Origin of the sequence: Cellulomonas taurus (assembly GCF_012931845.1) — a bacterium.
Taxonomy (GTDB): domain Bacteria; phylum Actinomycetota; class Actinomycetes; order Actinomycetales; family Cellulomonadaceae; genus Cellulomonas; species Cellulomonas taurus.
Genome location: NZ_CP051884.1, coordinates 3202252 through 3220575 on the forward strand (window position 1 = coordinate 3202252; position 18324 = coordinate 3220575).

Genomic DNA, 18324 nt, shown 5'->3' on the forward strand with positions numbered 1-18324 from the left:
CCATGACGACCATGGTCTCCCTGCAGGACGTGACGAAGGTCTTCGCCGCGTCCTCCACCAAGGGTGACCCGGTGCACGCCGTCGACGGCGTCTCGCTCGACATCGAGCGGGGCGACGTCTTCGGCGTGATCGGGTGGTCCGGCGCCGGCAAGAGCACGCTGGTCCGCCTGATCAACGCCCTGGAACGTCCCACCTCCGGCCGGGTGGTCGTGGACGGTGTGGACCTGACCGAACTCTCCGAGCGTGGGCTGCGACCGGCCCGTGCCGGGATCGGTTTCATCTTCCAGCAGTTCAACCTGCTCCGGTCCCGGACCGTGGCCGGGAACGTCGGCTACCCGCTCAAGGTGGCCGGCTGGTCGCGGGAGAAGCGCGCCGCCCGGGTCGCCGAGCTGCTGGACTTCGTCGGCCTGTCCGACAAGGCTCGCCAGTACCCGGACCAGCTGTCCGGCGGGCAGAAGCAGCGCGTCGGCATCGCCCGGGCGCTGGCGACCAACCCCGCCCTGCTGCTCGCCGACGAGGCGACCAGCGCCCTCGACCCGGAGACCACCAAGGACGTCCTGGACCTGCTGCGCCGGGTCAACCAGGAGCTCGGCGTCACCATCGTGGTGATCACGCACGAGATGTCGGTGGTCTCCTACCTGTGCAACCGGGTCGCCGTGATGGAGCGGGGCAAGGTCGTCGAGGAGGGGTCGGTCTACGACGTCTTCGCCCGCCCCGCCCAGCCCATCACCCGTCGGTTCATCGGCTCGGCGCTGCACGACCGGCCCCGGCCCGACGTGGTGGAACGCCTGCGCGCCCGGCACCCGGGACGACTGGTCACGGTGGCGATCCGCGAGTCCGACCACGATCCCGGCATCTCGCTCACCGAACGGCTGCGGGCACACGACGTGGACGGCGCCGTGGTCTACGGCGGCATCACCGAGGTCGTCTCCCGGCCGCTCGGCTCGCTCACCTTCGCCCTCACCGGCGACGACCAGCGGATCGACGCCCTGCTCGCCGATCTGCGCGGCCACACCGAGGTCGTCGAACACCGGGAGGTGACCGCATGAGGGACGACCTGTGGCCGGTGCTGTGGACGGCGATCGGCGAGACCCTGCAGATGGCGATCGCCGCGCTGGTCATCGGCGGCATCGCCGGACTGCTGCTCGGCATCGCGCTGTACGTGACCCGGCCGGGCAACCTGCTGTCCAACCGCCCGGTGTTCTACGTGCTGAACGTCCTGGTGAACATCGTCCGGCCGATCCCGTTCATCATCTTCATCACCGCGATCCAGCCGTTGACCCTGGCGATCACCGGGACGTCGATCGGCATCGGCGCGGCGATCCCCGCGCTGGCGATCATGACCACCTTCGGCACCAGCCGGATCGTGGAGCAGAACCTGGTGGCGATGGACCCCGGTGTGATCGAGGCGGCCCGGGCGATGGGTGCCGGACCGCTGCGGATCATCGCCGGGGTGATCGTGCCGGAGACCCTAGGGCCGCTGATCCTCGGGTACACCTTCCTGTTCGTCGCGATCATCGACATGACCGCGATGGCCGGTGCGATCGGTGCCGGTGGACTCGGCGACTTCGCGCTGGTCTACGGCTACCAGCGCTACGCCCCGGAGGTCACCTGGACCGCGGTGGCCGTGATCGTGCTGCTGGTCCAGGTCGCGCAGTTCGCCGGCAACTGGCTGGCCCGCCGCGTCCTGCGCCGCTGACCCGCGGCCCCCAGGTCGGCAGCCCGCGCCCCAGGTCGGCAGTCCGCGCCCCAGGTCGGCAGCCCGCGCCCGAGGTCGGCAGCCCGCGCCCCAGGTCGGCAGTCCGCGCCCCAGGTCGGCAGTCCGCCGGACCGGAATTGGCCCGGACTGCCGACCTCGGCGCGGTCAGAGCTTCTTGCCCGGATTCAGGATGCCCAGCGGGTCGAGGACGTCCTTGATCCCGCGCTGGAGGTCCAGGACGCGGGGGCTGAGCTCACCGGGGAGGGCGCCGCGCTTCTCGACGCCGATCCCGTGCTCCCCGGTGACCGTGCCGCCGAGTTCGACCGCCAGGCCGAGGATCCGGGTGTGCGCGTCGTGGGCGGCGGCCACCTGGGCCGGGTCGGCGGGGTCGAAGGCGATCACCGGGTGCAGGTTGCCGTCCCCGACGTGACCGCCGGTGCCGATCGGCTGCCCGGTCTGCGCGGCGATCTCCGCGATCCGGTCCAGCAGCTCCGGCAGCCGGGTGCGGGGCACCGCCACGTCCTCGTTCACCGAGCCCCCGCGGATCGCGCGCATCGCCGGGTTCAGCGCCCGGCGAGCGGCCATCAGCTGGTGCAGCCGCTCCGGGTCGTGGGCGACGTCCACCGCGAGCGCCCCGTGCTGCTCGGCGATCCGGCGGTAGGCCTCCACGTCCGCCGACCCGGCGTCGCCGGGCACATCCGTGATCGCGATCAGCATCGCCTGCGCCCCCACCGGCAGCCCGGCGTCCGGGTCGTGGGCGGCCAGCGCTGCCAGCACCACCCCGTCCACGAACTCCAGTGTCGACGGCCGGTGCGGGCTGGCGATCACGGTGTTCGCCGCTTCCAGCGCGGCGGTGATCGAGTCGAAGGTCGCCGCCACACCACGGTCCGGCCCGGGGGCGGGCAGCAGACCCAGGGTCGCCTCGGTCACCACGCCCAGCGTGCCCTCCGAGCCGATCATCAGCCCGGTCAGGTCCAGCCCGGCCACCGCCTTCACGGTGCCCGGCGCGGTGCGGATCACCGTGCCGTCGGCCAGCACGACCTCCAGCGCCCGCACGAAGTCCCGGGTCACCCCGTACTTCACGCAGCGCATCCCGCCCGCGTTGGTGGCGATGTTGCCGCCGATGGTGCTGATCGCGTACGACGCCGGGTCCGGCGGGTAGAACAGTCCCTCCGCGGCGACCGCGTCCACCAGGTCCTTGGTGACCACACCCGGCTGCACCACCACGACCTGATCGACGTGGTCGATCCGGTGGATCGCCGTCATCCGCTCGGTGGACAGCAGGATCGCGCCCGGCACCGCGTTCGCCCCGCCCGCCAGTCCGGACAACATGCCCTGCGGGACCACCGGCACCCGGTGGGCGTGGGCGACCCGCAGCACGGCGGAGACCTGCGCGGTGTCGGCGGGTAGCACCAGGGCGAGCGGGTCGCCGGTCGGGGCGGTCGCCGAGCCGTCCTGCGCGCGGGCGGTCAGCCGCTCGCGGTCGGTGACGACGGCATCCTCGGGCAGGGCGGCGCGCAGGGCATCCAGGGCATCCAGGGCATCCAGGGCATCCAGGGCGGAGCTCATCGGGGCAACCTCACGTGATCGGGGGTCAGCTGGTCGACCGACTGCACGCCCAGCAGCCGGAGGGTGCGGGCGATCTCGGCGGTGAGGATCTGGCCGACCCGGTCGACCCCGCGCTCACCACCGGCCATCAGCCCGTACAGATAGGCGCGGCCGAGCATGACCGCCTTCGCCCCCAGCGCCAGCGCCGCGACGATGTCCGCGCCGGAACTGAAGCCGGTGTCGACGTAGACCTCGGCCCGGTCGCCCACCGCCGCGACCGTCTCCGGCACCAGGGTCAGCGGCACCGGTGCCCGGTCCAGCTGCCGACCACCGTGGTTCGACAGCACGACGGCATCCGCCCCGGCACCCACCACCCGCTCGGCGTCGGCGACCGTCTGCACGCCCTTGACGACCAGCGGCCCGTCCCAGTGCGACCGCACCCAGGCCAGGTCGTCCAGTTCGACCGTGGGGTCGAACATGTGCGAGGCCAGTTCCTCGATCGTGCCCTGCCAGGAGTCCAGGGTGGCGAACCGCAGCGGCTCGGTGGTCAGGAAGTTGATCCACCAGTTCGGGTGCAGTGCGCCGTCCAGGATCGTCTTCGCGGTGAGGGTCGGCGGGATGGAGAACCCGTTCCGGTTGTCCCGCAGCCGCGCGCCACCCACCGGCACGTCGACCGTGATCACCAGCGCCTCGTACCCGGCGGTCCGGGCGCGGTCCATCAGCTCCTCGGCCGCCGCCCGGTCCTTCCAGACGTACAGCCCGAACCAGTTCCGGCCCTCCGGCGCCGCCTCCGCCAGGCCCTCGATGGACGTGGTGCCCATCGTGGACAGCGTGTACGGGACCCCGGTGCGCGCCGCCGATCGGGCCACCGCCGGTTCGCCCTCGTGCTGCATCAGCCGGGTGAAACCGGTCGGCGCGTAGACGAACGGCGCCTCCGCCCGACGACCGAGCAGCGTGGTGCCCAGATCCACCGACCCCACATCGCGGAGCACACTCGGCTGGAACTCGACGTCGCGCAGCACCCGGCGGGCCTTGCGGATCGACACCTCGGCCTCCGCCGCGCCGTCCACGTAGTCGAAGATCGACCGGGGCGTCCGCGCACGACCGATCCGGCGCAGGTCCCGCACCGTGTACGCCCGGGACAGTCGTCTGGCCACCGGGTCCAGTTCCAGCGGACGCATCCGCAGCAGGGGTTTCAACTCGGACCAGGTCTGCAAGCGACGTGCCATCGCAGCACCGTAGCGCTGCCCGCCCGCCGGTCGGCGGCCCATCTCACCCCCGCACGGGCAGGTCAGAGCGCGCGCAGCTCCGCCTCGACCGCGGCGGCGGACGGCCTGGCGGTCGGTTCGAGGGCGGTCATCGCGGTCAGCAGCTTCCGCCACTCCGCGGGCAGGTGCTCCGGCATCGACGGCGCGTGCCGGGTGCGGGCGTAGGCCTGCTGGACCGGGGTGCCGGTGAACGCCCGCTCGCCGGACAGCGATTCCAGCAGCACCAGACCCAGCGCGTACACATCCGACGGCGGTGCCAGCGGCGCACCCATCGCCTGCTCCGGACTCAGGTACCCGGGGGTGCCACGGTGGTCCACGGTGCTGGCCGGGTGGTCGCGGGTGGACCGGGCGATCCCGAAGTCGGCGAGCCGGGCACGCGGGGCGGTCAGCGGATCACCCGGCTCGGCCTCCTCGTCCAGCACCCCCGGCGGCAGCAGGATGTTCGCCGGCTTCACATCCCGGTGCACCACCCCCGCCTCGTGCACGAAGGCCAGCGCCTCGGCGATGTCCGCGCCGATCTTCGCCACCAGCGGCACCGCCAGCGGACCGGGCTGCAACACCTGGGCGAGGGTGGATCCGGGCACCAGTTCCAGCACCAGGTAGTGCCGCCCGGCGGCCGGACCGTCCTCGACCTTCCCGGCGTCGAAGACCGCGACCAGACCCGGGTGGCTGAACCGTGCCATCAGCCGCATCTCGCGCTGCCGCCCGGCATGGGACTCACCCCGGCCACGGAAGATCTTCAGCGCGACCTCCCGACCGAGCAGGGTGTCGTGCCCCCGGTGCACGTCGGACATGCCGCCGCTGCCGAGCAACGGCCCGACCCGGTAGCGGTCACCGAGCAGACCACCCTCGGGCAGCGGCTCCGGCTGCACCGGGGCGGCGTCGCTCAGCCCGCCGTCGAGCAGCACGAGGCCCGCATCGACCGTGGCGGTCTGGGGCTCCTGCGGTTGGGCAGCGGTCACACGCGCCTCCTTCTGGACGCCCCCAGCATCCCCGCGCGGGCCGGGATCCGCGCGGCGAACCGGCTCAGTCCGGCCTGACCTGCGTCTCGGCCAACACCGAACGGAGCAACGGCCGGCTCGTCTCGGTCACGCCGAGCACCAGGAGGCAGCCACCGGTCAAGCAGCCGAACAGCAGGATCAGTCCGCTCGGGTCGCTCAGCCCCGCGAATCCGAACACCGGCGACATCATCACCAGCGCGGCGGCGGCCGAGCCGACCCCGACGAGCAGCATCGGCACCAGAATCTCCCGTCGGCGGACCCGGTCCAGCAGCTCCACCGGCGTCCCGGCCAACACCTGCAAGGCGTACTCACGACGACGATCCAGCACGGTCGCCGCCTGACCGATCCCCGCGGCGGCCGCTGCCACCAGGAACGCGATGACCAGGGTGAGCATCGCGCCCCGCATCAGATCGCCGGAGAAGGTCGCGGTCGAGGTCGGATCACCCGACACCATCTCCTGGTCGCCACCGGAGGAGGCCAGCAGCGGCACCACCGCCAGCGCCCCGGCGACGAACCCGGCCAGGCCCAGCCCGCCGACCACCCGCCAGGCCGCCCGCGGGTCGTCGACCAGCCGCCGGGCCGCCAGCAACTGTGCCGGCGTGCGCGCCATCTTCGCCTGCAACCGGCCGACCAGCCCCAACGCCCACGGGCCGATCAGGTTCATCGCCGCGAAACCCAGCGCCAGGGTGCCGAGCAGCACGATCGCCAACGCGACCAACGGCAGCCCGGAGATCAGCGTCGCCACCATGAACGACCCCATCGCCGCCACCGCGATCACCGCACGGACCGCCCGCAGCCCGGGCGGGGTCTGCCGCCGGGCCACCCCCAGCGGGGACACCACGACCCGGCGCAGCGACACCATGCCGCTGATGGCGGCCAGCACCGGCACCACCAGGATCGTCAGCAGCAGCACCCACGGCCCCACCCACAGCTCACCCATGCTGAGCGGCGAGCCCATGAACGGCACCCGACTCCACACCGGCAGCAGCGCCAGGTACCCGACCGATCCGATCAGCGCACCGAGCAGCCCCTGCCAGGCGGTCTCCAGCACCGTGAGCACCACCACCTCGCGGGGCGTGACCCCGAGCAGCCGGAGGGTCGCCAACCGCGCATCCCGGCGGGACACCCCGAGGCGTGCCGCCGAGCCGCCCAGGGTGAGCAGCGGCACGATCAGCAGCACCACCGCCACCCAGGCGAAGATCACGTAGGACTGCGCCAGCTCCTCCTGATACGCCCCCACCGGGTGGTCGCTGCGGCCGATGAACCCGAGCAGCCCGCCGATCACCGACAGGGTCAGCGCCGTGGTCACCGTGAAGGCCGCCACCGCGAGCGCCGTGGTCAGCCGGTCGTCCCGGCCACCCGCCCGGCGCAGTCGGGGTGCCAGAGCCAGGACCGCGTTCATGCCGCCCGCCGCACGTCGGCGACGACCCGACCGTCGCGGACCTCGATCCGCCGGTCGCACCAGGCCGCCACCTGGGCGTCGTGGGTGACGACCACCAGCGTGGCTCCCGCCAGACGGCAGGTCGAGGTCAGCACCCGCATCACGTCGTGGCCGGTGGCCTGGTCCAGCGCGCCGGTCGGCTCGTCGGCGAACACCACCTGCGGTCCGGTGATCAGCGCCCGGGCCACCGCGACCCGCTGCGCCTGCCCGCCGGACAGCTCGCCCGGTCGGCGATCCTCCATCCCGGCCAGCCCCAGCGACCCGAGCCACTGGGCGGCGAGGGCCATCGCCTCCTTGCGGGGCGTCCCGTTCAGCATCGGTGCCAGCGCCACGTTCTCCACCGCGGGCAGTTCGGACAGCAGCTGCCCGAACTGGAACACGAAGCCGAACCGCTGCCGGCGCAGCATCGACCGCTCCCGCTCGTTCATCGCCTGGACCTGGGCGCCCTCCAGCAGGACGGCCCCGCTGTCCGGCACCAGGATCCCGGCCAGGCAGTGCAGCAGCGTCGACTTCCCGGAACCCGACGGGCCCATCACGGCCACCGACTCCCCGGCGGCGACGTCGAGGTCCACCCCCGCGAGGGCCACGGTCGGCCCGAACCGCTTCATCAGCCCGCGGGCGGCGAGGCGGGGCCCGGCGGGCGGGCCGCCGGGGATCGGCTGGCTCGGCGCGGGGACCGGTGGCTGGGGCGAGGGGATCGACTGGCTCATGCCGTCCAGCTTCCCGATCGGCAGGGTGGCCCGTCGTCGCCCCGCAGTCGGGTCCTGGCGTGCGACCGGGGGCGGACCCACGCCGGCCCTGTGCACCCCGGGCATGACAGGACCCCCCGCACACCCGCCAGAGCTCACCTGCCCTTGCTGCCTTCCGGCCCTGGGGGGGTTCAGCGAGATGACGCCGCACGAGGGGTCTGGTTCCAGGGTAACGCAGATCCGGGGTGGCCCCGGACCCGGGGCCGGGTGCACCCAAGGGGTCCTCGACGACCGGGGCGTCGCGGGGACGTGCGGCAGGCCGTCCCGACCACCGCCCCGCGTCCTGTAAGCTGGTTCCCGCGTACTGCCAGGAGGATTCGCCTAGTGGCCTATGGCGCACGCTTGGAAAGCGTGTTGGGTGAAAGCCCTCGGGGGTTCGAATCCCCCATCCTCCGCCAGCGTGATGAAAGGCCCCCACCAGCGTGGGGGCCTTTCGCATGTGTCGGCCCCGCCCCGTCGGCGGACCGCCTGCACGCACAGTCGTTACCGTTCCGCCACCTTCACCCCGCGAGCCGGGTCCACGCGCGGCACCCGGCCTCACCTACACTCGCCGCTGTGATCTTCAAGGCTGTGGGCGAGGGGCGTCCGTACCCCGACCATGGTCTCGTCACGCCCAAGCAGTGGGCGGAGGTCGCGCCGCGCCAGGTCCGCCTGGACGAGCTCGTCACCACCAAGCGCACGCTGAACCTGGACAATCTGTTGTCCGAGGATTCGACGTTCTACGGCGACCTGTTCGCCCACGTGGTGCAGTTCCGCGGCACGCTCTACCTCGAGGACGGCCTGCACCGGGCGGTCCGAGCTGCTTTGCAACAGCGTCCTGTTCTGCACGCCCGCGTCCTGGTGATCGATGACTGATGAGCACTGACCGCCTTCCCGACCCCGCCCGCCAGCGTCGACGCCGGCACGTCCGCGAACGCCAGGCGGTGATCTTCGGCGTCATGCTCGGCGCGATGGCCGTCAGCGCGTTCGGGGCCGCCGCCGTCTACACCGGCAACCTGAGCCTGCCGTTCCTGTCGCACGCGATCTCCTCGCCGGCGCCGACCGGTCTGGCCGCGGCGAACTCGCCCTGCCCGCCGGAGGGTGCGCTGCCCGTGCCCTACGCCGAGGTCACGGTGAACGTCTTCAACGGCACGAACCGTCCGGGCCTGGCCGGCGAGACCTCGACCTCGCTGTCGGGGCGCGGCTTCGTGATCGGTGTCCAGGGCAATGCCAGCGACCGGGGCTACACCGGCAACGACAGCACCGCGGTGATCGAGTTCGGTTCGCAGGGCGCCGCACAGGCGTACACCGTGGCCGCGCAGTTCGACTCGCCGCGTCTGGTGCTGGACGACCGGCAGGACGCGAGCGTGGACGTCGTGGTCGGCACCGCGTACAACGCGCTGGTCGCCGCCGGCGACGTGGTGCTCACCGCAGCGCAGCCCTTCGCCAATCCGGAAGGCTGCATCCCGATGGATCAGGTCAAGCCGGTGGCCCAGCCGGTCGCCCCGGCCCCCGAGGAGGGCGCCGACGACCCGGCAGCCGATCCCGCTCAGGACCCGGCCGCCGAGGGCTGACGCACAGCCCCCGACGGCCGGACCGGCTCACCGCTCCAGTTCGGTCCCACCCGGGACCGAGGCGGGCGATGCCGGCTCCTGACCGGTGCCCCGCCACCGGGCCACCCCGCGCATCACGTGGTAGATGACGATCGCGGCCGCCGAGCCGAGCGCGATGCCCTCGAAGCTGGCGTCGCCGAGCACCCAGGTGAAGTTCGCGATGCCGATCACCAGCGCGACCGCCGCGGTGGTGAGGTTCACCGGGTCGGAGAAGTCGACCTTGTTCTGCACCCAGATCCGGGCACCGAGGATGCCGATCATCCCGTAGAGCATCGTGGTCGCCCCGCCGAGCACGCCCTGCGGGATGGTGTTGATCAGCGCACCGAACTTCGGCACCAGGCTCAGCACCAGCGCGGTCGCCGCCGCCACCCAGTACGCGGCGGTGGAGTACACCCGGGTCGCCGCCATCACGCCGATGTTCTCCGCGTACGTGGTCGTACCGGAGCCACCGCCGACACCCGCCACCGTGGTGGCCAGACCGTCAGCGAACAGCGCGCGCCCGGTCAGGTGATCGAGGTTCTGCCCGGTCATCGCGGCGACCGACTTCACGTGGCCGACGTTCTCCGCGACCAGCACGAACACCACCGGCAGGAACAGCCCGAGCAGCTTCGGCTCGAAGGTCGGCGTCACGAAGTCCGGCAGCCCGAACCAGGCGGCCTCACGCACCACCGCGAAGTCGACCTCGCCGCGCAGCACCGCGACCAGGTACCCGATCAGCACACCGACCAGGATCGACAGCCGCCCGAGCAGGCCGCGGAACAGCACCGACACCAGGATGATCGACGCCAGGGTGACCACCGCGGTGATCGGGAACAGCTGGAAGTTGTTCCACGCCGCCGGTGCCAGGTTCAGGCCGATCAGGGCCACGATGGTGCCGGTCACGATCGGCGGCATCACCAGGTCGATCCACCGCGCCCCGGCGAAGTGGACCACGGCGCCGATGACCGCCAGCAGCAGACCGGTGACCAGCACACCGCCGACCGCACCCGCCTGACCGGAACTGGCGGTCGCCGCGGTGATCGGCGCGATGAAGGCGAAGCTCGACCCGAGGTACGACGGCAGGCGGTTGCCGGTGATGAGCAGGAAGAGCGCGGTGCCGATCGCGCTGAACAGCAGGGTCGTCGCCGGGGAGAACCCGGTCAGCAGCGGCACCAGGAAGGTCGAACCGAACATCGCCACCACGTGCTGCATGCCGATGCCGATGGTGCGCGGCCAGCTCATCCGCTCGGCGGGGGCGACCACCTCACCGGATCCGATCCGGCGACCGTCGCCGTGCACTTGCCAGCCGAAGATGCTCACCGAGTCTGCCTCCTAGGCGGCCCGGATTCGGCCGGGCCCTGGTCGGGGTGACGGGCACTGGTGTGCCGTCGAGGCCGTGCGAGGCCCGGAAGGCAAGCCTAGCCGCCCGACGTACTCAGTCCGCGTAGGGTGTGCCCCGCCGTCCGCCACCCAGGGAGGTGTCCCATCCCCCGCGCCACACCGATGGCCGTGCTCCGGTCCCGTGGAGCATTGGTCGCCGCCTTCCTCGCCGTGCACCTGTGGATCGGCCTGCTGGGCACCGTGATCATCCCGACCCGGGCGTTCTGGGACGTCGACCTGTACCGCTGGTGGATGTGGCAGGGCCTGCACCAGGGCACCTGGCCGGTGTTCAGCGGCGACTGGGTCTACCCGGCCGGGGCGATCCTGCCGATGCTGCTGCCCGGGCTGGTCGACACCTGGGACACCCGCACCTACGCGGTGGCCTGGACCGTGCTGATCACGCTGCTGAACGCGGTCGCCGCCTGGACCCTGCTGCGGGTCACCGGTCGGCGGGCGATGCTCGGGATCTGGTGGTGGCTGGGCTTCATCCTGCTCCTCGGACCGGTGGCCGTCGGTCGGTTGGACGCCGTGGTCGCCCCCGTGGTCGTGACGGCGCTGGCACTGGCACTGCGCCGACCGGCGGTGGCCTCGGCACTGCTCACCGCCGGGGCCTGGATCAAGGTCGCGCCCGGTGCGCTGCTGCTGCCGCTGGTGATGATCGTGCGCCGACCCTGGCGGCAGCTGGTGCTGCCGGCCGCGGCGGTCTGCGTCGTCGTCGCCGGGATCGTCGCCGCCGGGGGCGGCCTGCCCCATCTGTTCAGCTTCCTCGGCGAGCAGGGTGATCGCGGCCTGCAACTGGAGTCGGTGTCCGCGACCGCGTGGGTGCTCCGCGGCCTGGTCGACGGCGGCGTCCGGATCTGGATGAACGACGCGATCATCACCTGGGAGATCGTCGGCCCGGGCACTCCGGCGATGGCTGCGGTGCTCGGCGTCCTGCTCCCGCTCGCCCTGGCCGCCGCCGCCGGACTGCTGCTGTGGGTGCGGGTACGCGCAGGCGACCGACTCGACCACGCCGCCTTCCTCGCCCGCGGCGCCCTGCTGATCGCCCTGGTGCTGATCGTCGCCAACAAGGTCGGATCGCCGCAGTTCATCGGGTGGCTGGCCGGGCCGGTGGTGGTCGGTCTGGCCAGGCCCGGGCGGGAGACCGTCCGGGCCTGGCGCACCGTTGCCGTCCTGGTGCTGGTGATCGCCGCGCTCACCCAGTGGGTGTTCCCGATCGCCTACGACGCGATCACCGCCGGGATCGTCGGGCCGTCGCTGCTGCTGGTCACCCGGAACGTGCTGCTGGTGGTGACCCTGGTCGTGGTGGTCCGGGACCTGCGCCGGATGGCTACCGGAAGATCGGCAGACCGGTGACGGCGACCCGCCGCCCCTGACTCGCCTGCACCCAGCCCACGATCGAGAACACGATGTGCACGACGCTGATCGCGAGCCAGCTCAGGATGATGAAGCCGAACGGCAGGAAGCCGTGGATCCGATCGGCGACGAACAGCGCACTGAAATGTCCGCCGACCAGCAGGACCGTCGCGATCAGGTAGGTCAGACCCCAGTTCGCCGCACGGTTGGCGTTCTCCCGCGCCGAGGGGACCTGCTGACGCGGGGTCCTGGCCGCCACGATCATCGTGATCGACGCAGCGAGCGAGCCGACGAACGGGATCGGGAACAGCGCGATCAGCCCCAGCGCCCAGGGCAGCGCGCCGGTCGAGGGCGCGGGCGGCACCGGGTAACCGAAGCCGGTGCCGGGCGGCGGGGCGTACCCCGGGGCCGACGGCGGGGCGTACCCCGGGGCCGACGGCGGGGCGTACCCCGGGGCCGGCGGCGGGGCGTAGCCCGATCCCGGCTGCGGGGCATAGCCGGGCCCCGGCGGTGGGTAGCCCGGTCCCTGCTGGGCGTAGCTCGGCCCCGGTGGCGGGTACCCCGGCCCGGGCGGCGGCTGATACCCCGGGATCGGCGGCTGCTGTCCGTCGTCGTCCGTCTCACTCATCGCCATGCCTCCTGTTCCCGTCTGTCCTCGCGGCTGGTCCTGCCGTCCTCAGCGCAGCTGCGGCATGACCTCGGAGGCCACCAGCTCCAGGTGATCCAGGTCGTGCAGGTCGAGGACCTGCAGGTACACCCGGGTCAGCCCTAGCTCGGCCAGCGACCCCAACCGGTCGACGATGGCGGTCGGCGTCCCGGCGATCCCCACCTCGCGGATCTCCAGCGGGTCCCGGCCGATCGCGGCGGCCCGACGGTCCACCTCGGCGTCGTCCCGCCCGGCTGCCAGCACCAGCGCCGAGGACATCACGATCGACTCCGGGTCGCGCCCGATCTCCCGGCAGGCGTCGCGCACCCCGTCCAGCTTCTCCCCGATCTGGTCCAGCGCCGGGAAGGACAGGTTGAACTCCGCGGCGAACCGGGCCGCGAGCGCGGGCGTCTTCTTCGGACCCAAACCGCCGACGATCACCGGGACGCCGGCCTTGCTCGGGTCGAGCGGTGACGTCTGCACCGGCTTGGGCAGCGCCGGGCTGTTCACCAGCGTGTAGTGCTCGCCCTCGTAGCTGAAGCGCTCGCCGACCGGCGTCCCCCACAGTCCGGTGATCACCTCCAGCTGCTCGGTCAACGGCCCGAAGCGCTTGGCCGGGAACGGAATGCCGTACGCGCTGTGCTCCTCGGCGTACCAGCCGGCACCCAGGCCCAGCTCCACCCGGCCACCCGACATCTGGTCGACCTGCGCCACCTGGATCGCCAGCACACCCGGGTGTCGGAAGGTCGCCGACGTGACCAGGGTGCCGAGCTTGATCCGGCTGGTCTCCCGCGCCAGACCGGCCAGCGTGGTCCAGGCGTCCGTCGGGCCGGGCAGCCCGTCGCCGCCCATCGTCAGGTAGTGGTCCGAGCGGAAGAACGCGTCGAATCCGAGGTCCTCGGTGGCCCGGGCGACGGTGAGCAGGTCGTCGTAGGTCGCACCCTGCTGCGGTTCGGTGAAGATCCTCAAGTCCATGCCACCGAGCTTGTCACGGGATCGGGGGTACGGTCGCCCGGTGCGCAGCCACATCCGCTGGTCGAGCCTCGCCGTCGTCGTCGGCGCCGGGCTGCTGACCCTGGTATGCCTCGGCGCCGCCCTGCGCGGCCGGTCGCTGGCCTGGCTCGGAGCGGTGATCTGCGCGGCGGTGCTGGTCCGTGAGCTGCGCGCCTTGCGGCGACTGGACCGCAACGGATGAATCCCGCCCCGCACCGTGACAGGCTGGGCGCATGGTGACTCCGCTCGGTCAGGCCCTCGACGCCCTCGCCGTGGCGGACTGGCGACGCCGTACCGCCCAGATGTACGCCCGGGTGCGGGACATCGCGGTCGACGACCCGGCAGCCGCGCACACGCACTGGATCGAGGCGCGCAACGAGCTGTTCGCCGACCACCGTGCATCGCCGCTGCGTCCGGCCGCCAAGGCGGTGTTCCTGGGCCTGGACGTGGCGCCCTACGACCCGGCGTACCGCTTCGAGCTGCGGGTGCGGTCCACCCTGCCGCAGCGGATGGAGGTCACCACCGGCACCGACGGGGTGGTGCCCTTCGACCGGGTCGGCAAGGTCGAGGTCGGGGAACTGGGCACACTCGCGGTCTGGGCACTGCGCACCTACGGCGGCGGGATCTTCCTGCCGGTCAAGGACGCCACCAGCAACAAGACCACCTACGGCGGCGGGCGCTACCTGCTGGACACCATCAAGGGTGCCGACCTGGGCCGGGCGGTCGACGGCGGCCTGATCCTCGACTTCAACTTCGCGTACAACCCGTCCTGCGCCTACGACCCGGCCTGGGCCTGCCCGCTGCCGAGTCGCGGCAACGTGCTCTCCGTCCCGCTCCCGGTCGGCGAGCAGAAGGTCGACCCGCGGTTGGTCGCCGACTTCGAGCTGGAGTGATCCGCTGCAGGAGGCGGTCGCTCTAAGCTGCTGCGGTGACCCTCCGCACCGTCGTCCGCCGCTCCGACCAGATCACCGCCGCCGAGCTCTACGCCGTCCTCCGGCTGCGGGTGGACGTGTTCGTCGTCGAACAGGAGTGCGCCTACCCCGAACTCGACGGGGTGGACATGCTCCCGGACACCCTGCACGTGTGGACCGAGGAGGACGGCGAGGTGTTCGGCTGCATCCGGGTGCTGCGGCACGGGTCGGACCGACCGGCGATCGGCCGGGTCGCCACCGCCCAGGCGGCGCGGGGCCGACGGGTCGCCGGTGGCCTGCTGGAACGCGGCATCGAGCTGTGCGGCCCGACCGCCACCATCGACCTGCACGCGCAGGAGCACCTGGAGCAGTGGTACGGCCGGTACGGCTTCGTGCGGGACGGCGCCACCCACGACGAGGACGGCATCCCGCATGTGCCGATGATCCGGGTGCCGGCCACCGCCTGAGGTCGCCGCTCGACACCGGCGGCCAGCACCGGTCCGCACGGCGACAGGTCCCACAGGCAACGCGTCCCGCAGACACCGCGTCTGTCGCTCAGCGCTGGCACACCGGGCAGAAGTACAGCTTCCGCCCGGCCATCTCCTCCACGACGACGTGGGTCCCGCACACCCGGCACGGTTCCCCGGCCCGCCCGTACACCCAGTGCCGCAGGGACGAGTCCACCAGGGCGGCGGCCCGCCCGTCGGCGTCCAGGTCCTCCCGGGTCAGCATCACCCCGGTGCGGATCCCGTCCTCCAGCAGCACGGCCCAGTCGTCCCAGATGGCCCGCACCGTCTCCGCGGGCACCCCGCGACCCGGGGTGTGCGGGTCGAGGCGGGCCCGGAACAGCAGCTCGGCACGGTAGATGTTCCCGATCCCGGCGACCACCGCCTGGTCCATCAGCAGCTGCCCGATCGCGGTCCGCTTCGCGGTGATCGTCCGGACCACCCGCGCCCCCGGGTCGCTGTCACCACCCTGCACATCCGCCTCGACCGCCGGGTCCGGCCCCAGCCGATCCAGCACCGCCGCCGCGGCCGCCTCGTCCAGCACCTCGCAGGCGGTGGGCCCGCGCAGATCCGCCACCGTCGCCTCGGTCGCCAACCGCACCCGGACCTGCCCGACCGGCTCGGGCGGGAAGTCGTCGGCGGCCAGCTCCGCCGCCAGCTCGCCCTCACCCATCCGGCGACGCACCCGGGGCGCCCCCATGCTCGCCGCCACCGACGACCCCTCGTCCAGCGGCGACACGGCGCCGAGGAAGTCCCAGGCGCCGTACAACCCGAGATGCACGCGCAGCACCAGGCCGCCGTCGAAGGTGAGGAACAGCTGCTTGCCGACCGCCGCCGAGCTCAGCAGCTCCCGGCCGTCGATCAATGCCGCCCCCGCCGCGAACCTGCCCTGCGGTGACGTCACCGCCGGTCGGTGCCCGACGAAGTCACGGGCGAACTGGCGGGCGATGCGGTGGACGGTGTGACCCTCGGGCATGGGCCCAGGCTAGGCCGGGCCACCCACGCGGGCCTGCCGCTCACCGGGCGGCGACGCAGAACGGCCCCTCCCCAGCGAGGGGAAGGGGCCGTTCGGTGGCGAAGGTCAGCGCGTGGCGCGGACCCGACGGGCAACGATCAGCAGCGCCCCACCGGCGAGCAGCAGGAGCCAGGCCCCCGCCATCAGCGGGCCGGTCTGCGACCCGGTGACCGCCAGCGTGTCGCCGACCGCCGGAGCGTCCGCGACGACCACGGGGGCGGCGGCGACCGGAGCAGCCGGAGCGACCGGGTTGACGACCGGGACCGCCACGGGGGTCTCCACCGGGACCGCGAGGGTCACCGAGAGGGTCGCCCAGCGGCCGGTGGTGCCACCGGTGGCGATCACGGTGTGGGTGCCCACCGGGGCACCGGCCGGGATCGTGGCCATCAGGCGGGCGACACCGTTGGCGTCGGCCACCGCGGTGCCCAGGAACATCGGCTCGGAGTGCAGGTAGAACGCGACGGTCTCACCGGGCTGGAAGCCCTTGGCCACCAGTTCCATCTGCTGCGCCGGGGCGGTGGCCGCCTTCGGCGTGTCCAGGACGGTGCCCACGGTCGGCGTCGAGCCCTCGCGGACCGGCTCACCGGCGATGGTCACGGTCACGGTGGTGGACGCGGCCTGGGTGATCTCGGTCGCGGGGACCTCGAGCACCAGGGTGTGCGTGCCGACCGACAGCACCGGCAGGGTCACGACGAATCCGCCGTCGTGGCCGACCTGGCCCTGGGCGAGGACGCTGCCGCCCTCACGCACGGTCCAGGAGTGCGGCAGGAAGCGTCCGGCGACGGTGGCCGAGAAGGAGGTGGTGCTCGCGACCAGGCCGTTGACGGCGTTCGGAGCGGTGACCATCGGCTTCACGCCCAGCACGGTGAGCGTCCCGGTGCCGGAGGCCGACACGTAGGCGCTGTTCTTGTGGGCGGCGATGCTGACCCGCGAGTACTGGATCGGGTCGGCGATGTAACTGGCCTTCACCCGGTAGACGCCCACCGGCACGTTGGTCGCGCTCACCTTGGCGACGCCACCGTCCAGGGCGACGGTCGACAGGTCGAGCGAGGGGCCACCGGCCTTCGGGGTCAGCGTGACCTTGACGTCACCGGTCGGCACCGGGCCGCCCTGCGGACCCGACACGGTGACCGGCACGACAGCCGTGTCACCGATGACGATCGTCGTGTTGGTGACGGACACGGTCGGCGTGGTGACCACGGTGCCGCCCCACCCGTACCGGATCCCCGGCTGGTAGTCGGCGTGCGTGCCGGTCACCTCGACCTGGATGTAACCACCCAGGTCCGCGACGGTCGGGGTGTACGACTGCTTGGTCCCCTTCTGCTCCCCGTTCACCAGCCAGCGGTAGCTGAACTGGGTGCCGGTGGGCCAACCGGACGGGCGTGCGGTGACCGTGGTGCCGAGCGTGACCTGGTCCTCGACCTGCCCGTCGATGGCGACCTGTCCGGTCGGCATCTCCGGCAGGATCACCTCGCCGTTGCCCTGGGTGGTGTTCGCGATCGACTGTCCACCGTTGTGCGGGGTGTACCCGTCGGCGGTGACGGTCCACGCCAGCTCGATCGACTTGCCGATGTCGGCGGTCTTCGGCAGGTACTCCCAGCCGTGGGCGACCAGCACGTCACCGACCCACCAGTCGAAGCTGTACTGGACGTTGGTCGGCGGGTTGCCCGACGGCAGCAGGTAGATCGTGGTGCCGACCGTCGCGGTGGTCATCCCGTCCTCGTCCACGATCAGACCGGTCGGCTCGAAGGAGATGTCGAAGGTCTGCTCGGGGTCCTCGGACTCGGAACCGCCGGACCCCTCGTCGGGCACGATCTCCACCGGCTGGCTGGGCTGCTCGTCGTCGTCCGGGATGATGACGGTGTCGGAGTCGGTGCTGTCGTTCGTGTCCGTGTCCTGCGGCGGGGTGGTGGTCCCACCCGCGTCGCCCTGCTCGACCGGAGTCTGCTCCACCGGCTGCTGCTCGACCGGCGTCTGCTCCACCGGCTGCTGCTGCTCGGGCTGCTGCTCCGCCGGCGACTGGTCGCCGGTGTTCGGGTCGGCCGGCTGGTCGACGACCTGCGTGGAGCTGGTCGTGTCGGTGCTGGTGGCGACGTCGGTGTCGGCCATCGCCGCACCCGCCGGGACCAGCATGGCCGCGATCACCGCGGCCGCTGTCAGCGCGATCGGACGCCTGGTGCGTCCCCGCTTCATGTCACGCATGGATGTACCCCCCATGGGCGGGGTCACCCCCGCGTGTC

The 18324-nt window shown here is 72.5% G+C and carries 18 protein-coding genes, 1 tRNA gene and 1 other RNA gene; 9 read left to right on the top strand and 11 right to left on the bottom strand.

Going from position 1 to position 18324, the window contains the following annotated elements:
• The first annotated feature begins 2 nt into the window (after positions 1 to 2).
• Together HGK68_RS14855 and HGK68_RS14860 are read left to right on the top strand one after the other, a co-directional pair.
• Entirely contained in the window at positions 3 to 1049 is a 1047-nt protein-coding gene (locus HGK68_RS14855) for a methionine ABC transporter ATP-binding protein (RefSeq protein WP_169166661.1), read from the top strand.
• On the top strand, positions 1046 to 1699 hold the full coding sequence (locus HGK68_RS14860; protein ID WP_169166662.1) for a methionine ABC transporter permease: 654 nt from the start codon (positions 1046 to 1048) through the stop codon (positions 1697 to 1699). Before HGK68_RS14855 ends, HGK68_RS14860 begins: the two co-directional genes overlap by 4 nt.
• Positions 1700 to 1864: 165 nt before the next feature.
• Here the strand turns inward: HGK68_RS14860 and HGK68_RS14865 are convergent, their stop codons facing one another.
• The 6 genes from HGK68_RS14865 to ffs form a co-directional block, all read right to left on the bottom strand.
• The gene (locus HGK68_RS14865) at positions 1865 to 3268 is read right to left on the bottom strand and encodes an FAD-binding oxidoreductase (protein WP_169166663.1); all 1404 of its coding nucleotides are present in this window, start codon (positions 3266 to 3268) and stop codon (positions 1865 to 1867) included.
• A complete protein-coding gene (locus HGK68_RS14870; RefSeq protein WP_169166664.1) occupies positions 3265 to 4476 on the bottom strand; it encodes an alpha-hydroxy acid oxidase in 1212 nt (403 codons plus the stop codon). Before HGK68_RS14870 ends, HGK68_RS14865 begins: the two co-directional genes overlap by 4 nt.
• Before the next feature lie 62 nt (positions 4477 to 4538).
• Positions 4539 to 5477: a serine/threonine-protein kinase gene (locus HGK68_RS14875; protein ID WP_169166665.1), complete on the bottom strand. Its 939-nt coding sequence runs from the start codon at positions 5475 to 5477 to the stop codon at positions 4539 to 4541.
• A 64-nt stretch (positions 5478 to 5541) separates the two neighbouring features.
• Positions 5542 to 6918: an FtsX-like permease family protein gene (locus HGK68_RS14880; RefSeq protein ID WP_169166666.1), complete on the bottom strand. Its 1377-nt coding sequence runs from the start codon at positions 6916 to 6918 to the stop codon at positions 5542 to 5544.
• Positions 6915 to 7667: an ABC transporter ATP-binding protein gene (locus tag HGK68_RS14885; RefSeq protein WP_169166667.1), complete on the bottom strand. Its 753-nt coding sequence runs from the start codon at positions 7665 to 7667 to the stop codon at positions 6915 to 6917. Before HGK68_RS14885 ends, HGK68_RS14880 begins: the two co-directional genes overlap by 4 nt.
• Before the next feature lie 104 nt (positions 7668 to 7771).
• Positions 7772 to 7868, bottom strand: an RNA gene (gene ffs / locus HGK68_RS14890) — signal recognition particle sRNA small type.
• A 148-nt stretch (positions 7869 to 8016) separates the two neighbouring features.
• Here ffs and HGK68_RS14895 point away from each other — a divergent pair.
• The 3 genes from HGK68_RS14895 to HGK68_RS14905 all read left to right on the top strand — a co-directional run bounded on the left by HGK68_RS14895 (position 8017) and on the right by HGK68_RS14905 (position 9259).
• Positions 8017 to 8104 (top strand) — tRNA-Ser (locus HGK68_RS14895).
• Positions 8105 to 8261: 157 nt separating this feature from the next.
• Positions 8262 to 8561, top strand: coding sequence for a type II toxin-antitoxin system VapB family antitoxin (locus HGK68_RS14900; protein ID WP_169166668.1), 300 nt, complete (start codon positions 8262 to 8264; stop codon positions 8559 to 8561).
• Complete coding sequence (locus tag HGK68_RS14905) at positions 8561 to 9259, top strand: LytR C-terminal domain-containing protein (protein ID WP_169166669.1); 699 nt, start codon at positions 8561 to 8563, stop codon at positions 9257 to 9259. Before HGK68_RS14900 ends, HGK68_RS14905 begins: the two co-directional genes overlap by 1 nt.
• 27 nt (positions 9260 to 9286) lie before the next feature.
• On the opposite strand, the gene HGK68_RS14910 is transcribed toward HGK68_RS14905, so the two are convergent.
• Positions 9287 to 10597 (bottom strand): uracil-xanthine permease family protein, encoded by a 1311-nt coding sequence (locus HGK68_RS14910; RefSeq protein WP_246260420.1) that lies wholly within the window; start codon positions 10595 to 10597, stop codon positions 9287 to 9289.
• Positions 10598 to 10786: 189 nt separating this feature from the next.
• Here HGK68_RS14910 and HGK68_RS14915 point away from each other — a divergent pair, with 189 nt between their 5' ends.
• Positions 10787 to 12013, top strand: coding sequence for a glycosyltransferase 87 family protein (locus HGK68_RS14915; RefSeq protein WP_169166670.1), 1227 nt, complete (start codon positions 10787 to 10789; stop codon positions 12011 to 12013).
• On the opposite strand, the gene HGK68_RS14920 is transcribed toward HGK68_RS14915, so the two are convergent.
• Together HGK68_RS14920 and HGK68_RS14925 are read right to left on the bottom strand one after the other, a co-directional pair.
• Positions 11988 to 12641, bottom strand: a complete 654-nt coding sequence (locus HGK68_RS14920; RefSeq protein WP_169166671.1) for a magnetosome magnetite crystal formation protein family — start codon at positions 12639 to 12641, stop codon at positions 11988 to 11990. The two genes, HGK68_RS14915 and HGK68_RS14920, sit on opposite strands and share 26 nt — an antisense overlap.
• 48 nt (positions 12642 to 12689) lie before the next feature.
• Positions 12690 to 13634 (bottom strand): LLM class F420-dependent oxidoreductase, encoded by a 945-nt coding sequence (locus HGK68_RS14925; protein ID WP_169166672.1) that lies wholly within the window; start codon positions 13632 to 13634, stop codon positions 12690 to 12692.
• Positions 13635 to 13674: 40 nt separating this feature from the next.
• Between HGK68_RS14925 and HGK68_RS14930 the strand changes: the two genes are divergently transcribed.
• From HGK68_RS14930 to HGK68_RS14940, 3 genes are read left to right on the top strand one after another with little or no spacing between them, the layout of a single operon-like run.
• Complete coding sequence (locus HGK68_RS14930; protein ID WP_169166673.1) at positions 13675 to 13854, top strand: hypothetical protein; 180 nt, start codon at positions 13675 to 13677, stop codon at positions 13852 to 13854.
• A 31-nt stretch (positions 13855 to 13885) separates the two neighbouring features.
• Positions 13886 to 14545: a DUF1684 domain-containing protein gene (locus tag HGK68_RS14935; RefSeq protein WP_169166674.1), complete on the top strand. Its 660-nt coding sequence runs from the start codon at positions 13886 to 13888 to the stop codon at positions 14543 to 14545.
• A 35-nt stretch (positions 14546 to 14580) separates the two neighbouring features.
• Complete coding sequence (locus HGK68_RS14940; protein ID WP_169166675.1) at positions 14581 to 15030, top strand: GNAT family N-acetyltransferase; 450 nt, start codon at positions 14581 to 14583, stop codon at positions 15028 to 15030.
• An 88-nt stretch (positions 15031 to 15118) separates the two neighbouring features.
• Here the strand turns inward: HGK68_RS14940 and HGK68_RS14945 are convergent, their stop codons facing one another.
• Entirely contained in the window at positions 15119 to 16045 is a 927-nt protein-coding gene (locus HGK68_RS14945; RefSeq protein ID WP_169166676.1) for an Fpg/Nei family DNA glycosylase, read from the bottom strand.
• Between the two features lie 105 nt (positions 16046 to 16150).
• The gene (locus HGK68_RS14950) at positions 16151 to 18277 is read right to left on the bottom strand and encodes a hypothetical protein (RefSeq protein WP_169166677.1); all 2127 of its coding nucleotides are present in this window, start codon (positions 18275 to 18277) and stop codon (positions 16151 to 16153) included.
• Positions 18278 to 18324 lie beyond the last annotated feature (47 nt).

Bases quoted from the DNA above. Each gene is read 5' to 3' on its own strand.
- HGK68_RS14855 (WP_169166661.1), top strand. From the start codon at position 3: ATGACGACCATGGTCTCCCTGCAGGACGTGACGAAGGTCTTCGCCGCG.
- HGK68_RS14860 (WP_169166662.1), top strand. From the start codon at position 1,046: ATGAGGGACGACCTGTGGCCGGTGCTGTGGACGGCGATCGGCGAGACC.
- HGK68_RS14865 (WP_169166663.1), bottom strand. From the start codon at position 3,268: ATGAGCTCCGCCCTGGATGCCCTGGATGCCCTGGATGCCCTGGATGCC.
- HGK68_RS14870 (WP_169166664.1), bottom strand. From the start codon at position 4,476: ATGGCACGTCGCTTGCAGACCTGGTCCGAGTTGAAACCCCTGCTGCGG.
- HGK68_RS14880 (WP_169166666.1), bottom strand. From the start codon at position 6,918: ATGAACGCGGTCCTGGCTCTGGCACCCCGACTGCGCCGGGCGGGTGGC.
- HGK68_RS14885 (WP_169166667.1), bottom strand. From the start codon at position 7,667: ATGAGCCAGTCGATCCCCTCGCCCCAGCCACCGGTCCCCGCGCCGAGC.
- HGK68_RS14905 (WP_169166669.1), top strand. From the start codon at position 8,561: ATGAGCACTGACCGCCTTCCCGACCCCGCCCGCCAGCGTCGACGCCGG.
- HGK68_RS14920 (WP_169166671.1), bottom strand. From the start codon at position 12,641: ATGAGTGAGACGGACGACGACGGACAGCAGCCGCCGATCCCGGGGTAT.
- HGK68_RS14925 (WP_169166672.1), bottom strand. From the start codon at position 13,634: ATGGACTTGAGGATCTTCACCGAACCGCAGCAGGGTGCGACCTACGAC.
- HGK68_RS14935 (WP_169166674.1), top strand. From the start codon at position 13,886: ATGGTGACTCCGCTCGGTCAGGCCCTCGACGCCCTCGCCGTGGCGGAC.
- HGK68_RS14945 (WP_169166676.1), bottom strand. From the start codon at position 16,045: ATGCCCGAGGGTCACACCGTCCACCGCATCGCCCGCCAGTTCGCCCGT.
- HGK68_RS14950 (WP_169166677.1), bottom strand. From the start codon at position 18,277: ATGAAGCGGGGACGCACCAGGCGTCCGATCGCGCTGACAGCGGCCGCG.